Origin of the sequence: Salinibacter altiplanensis (genome assembly GCF_002894645.1) — a bacterium.
Taxonomy (GTDB): Bacteria; Bacteroidota; Rhodothermia; order Rhodothermales; family Salinibacteraceae; genus Salinibacter; species Salinibacter altiplanensis.
Genome location: NZ_NCQY01000024.1, coordinates 1 through 2,057, shown reverse-complemented (window position 1 = coordinate 2,057; position 2,057 = coordinate 1). Strand labels below are relative to the sequence as shown.

Genomic DNA, 2,057 nt, shown 5'->3' with positions numbered 1-2,057 from the left:
CGTATCGATTTGGAAAGTGAAGGAACGTCCATCGTACCGGGTTTGCTCCAATAGGAAGGCTTCGATGGAAACACATCGGCCGGAAACGGGGCCTCATTCGGATCACTGAGCAGAAGAACCGGAAGGCACAGACGATCCCTCTGATATCTGCGGCTGAGCAGGTACTGGAGAGTGTCCCGGAGGCCAACACTGAGGAGGCTTACGTATTTAGAGCGCCAGGAAGTCCGACAGCCGAGCGGAACCCTGAGATCTTCGGGCAAACAGCCTCACGTCACTTCTGCCAAGCCCGCCGGGACTCGGATATCGACCGTGAGCTAACCTTCCACGACCTGCGTGCCGGATTTGCAACGGCTCTGGCAGACGCGGGCAAGTCAGCCCACGTCATACGAGAGGCAATGCGGCACTCCAGCCTCCAGATGGCACTTAAGTACGTCAGAGTGTCCCGGCAGCGTCTTCACTCAGAAATGGAGTCAGCATTCAGCTGAGTCTTTCGGGACCCGGTATGCCTTTTGCGGACTGAAGTGTCTGACCCCGACTTTTCGTACCAATGCCCGCGGCAGGTCCTTTAGTTTTCGACTCGTACCCACTACCGCTCAGAATTTGCTTTTTCAAGAGTACTCCGACCTATGTCTTCCACGAAGCAAGGCTCTTCTGCGAAACAAGACTCTTCCCTACAGCCGGGGGAAAAACTGGAAAAGGATTTTGGAGATTGGTTGGAGTCAGATCAAGACTACGATAGCATCGACCTGAATAAGAACGTCTCTTCGGGCTTTGATGGGTCGAGTTATGAGGTCGATGTTTACGCAACACGCAAAGATCCAAGATCGGTTAAGTTGGCCAAATTTGGAGGACTTATTTATGCCGTTGCTGGAGCGGCGTATGGACTCGGTCTCACCGAACTGCAGCAGACCTTAGAGGGCGTGGTACGAGCAATTGCTCCCGGTCTCGCAGGCTCTGCGTTTGTCGTGTTCTTGGTCCTCGGAGGTGTTATTGCTTTGTACAACATCAGAAAGCAGACTACGCACACGTACGTTGAGTGCAAAGACTGGAAGCGTAATGTAGGAAGACCCCAGGTAAGTAAGCTGGCTGGTCGGATGAAGGATTTTGGAGATAATGACAGAAGAGAAAACGATCTCGAAAAATGGATACTCGTTTCGGGTAAAGGGTTCAGCAAACCGGCACTTGAAGCTGCGGAGAGACAGAACATATCGTGTTTCAAGCGAAGCAGAGAAGGGTTTGAGGAGGTATCCCTTTAACCGCACACCATTCAAGACATCGATTCCACCTCCAACCGCGTTGGGTAGCCGTGACGCTCCGCAAGATCGCCAACGGCGTCCTGGAGCGTCTGCACAACCTGCTCCTCTTGCCCATCGTGGACCTTAATGCTGAACCCGTCGTGCTGGAGCAGAGTCACATCCCATGCCTGCAAGCCTTCATCCTGCTCTTCTGCAAGGCGGAGAACCGGCTCCAGAAGCGACATTTCCCGCGCCTGATTTAGCTGTGCAAGAATGCTCCGCTGAGGCTTCTGCTTCTCAATTCCGTCGTAGTCGATCCATTGCCCATAGCAGTTTTCTGCGCCTCCATGTTCTCGGATTTTGTCCAACTGCTCTTCTCGGGCCTCCAGTAGCTCCTCTACCAGCGGATGCTCTGTAAATCGCTCTGCCTTGTCCTCTGGTACATCAATTCCCTCGGACCCCGCCTTTTTCAGGATGAAGCGCGGAATGTTATTCTCGAGTGCGCCGTAAACGGCGGAGTAAAGCCCCTTCTTCAAAGCAGGTTTTGCCTTCATTGGAAGACTCAGGAAGGACGACAGGTTTTCCCAGATGGACTTTTCTTCACTCAAGAAGTCAACCACTTTGGAAATCCCCCAATCGCGTCCGGCAATTGCAAGCTGAGCGCTGGACAGATCCAGTTCGATCCATCCCGCCGTTAGGATGTGCCGGAGATCCCCGTCGATGGTTTGAAGGCTGGAATTCAAGGCAGTCAGTCGCACAGTATTACCACTGAACTGGAGCAAACCCGGTACGATGGACGTTCCTTCACTTTCCAAATCGATA

At 53.1% G+C, this 2,057-nt stretch carries 3 protein-coding genes; 2 read left to right on the top strand and 1 reads right to left on the bottom strand.

Annotated features, from left to right (window positions below):
* The first annotated feature begins 50 nt into the window (after positions 1 to 50).
* Together B7R93_RS16350 and B7R93_RS11510 are read left to right on the top strand one after the other, a co-directional pair.
* Complete coding sequence (locus B7R93_RS16350; RefSeq protein ID WP_423815923.1) at positions 51 to 485, top strand: tyrosine-type recombinase/integrase; 435 nt, start codon at positions 51 to 53, stop codon at positions 483 to 485.
* 141 nt (positions 486 to 626) lie between these two features.
* The gene (locus B7R93_RS11510) at positions 627 to 1,256 is read left to right on the top strand and encodes a restriction endonuclease (protein ID WP_103020912.1); all 630 of its coding nucleotides are present in this window, start codon (positions 627 to 629) and stop codon (positions 1,254 to 1,256) included.
* A gap of 11 nt (positions 1,257 to 1,267) precedes the next feature.
* Here the strand turns inward: B7R93_RS11510 and B7R93_RS11505 are convergent.
* The coding region (locus tag B7R93_RS11505; RefSeq protein ID WP_157942276.1) for a hypothetical protein at positions 1,268 to 2,057 on the bottom strand (790 nt) is incomplete at its 5' end.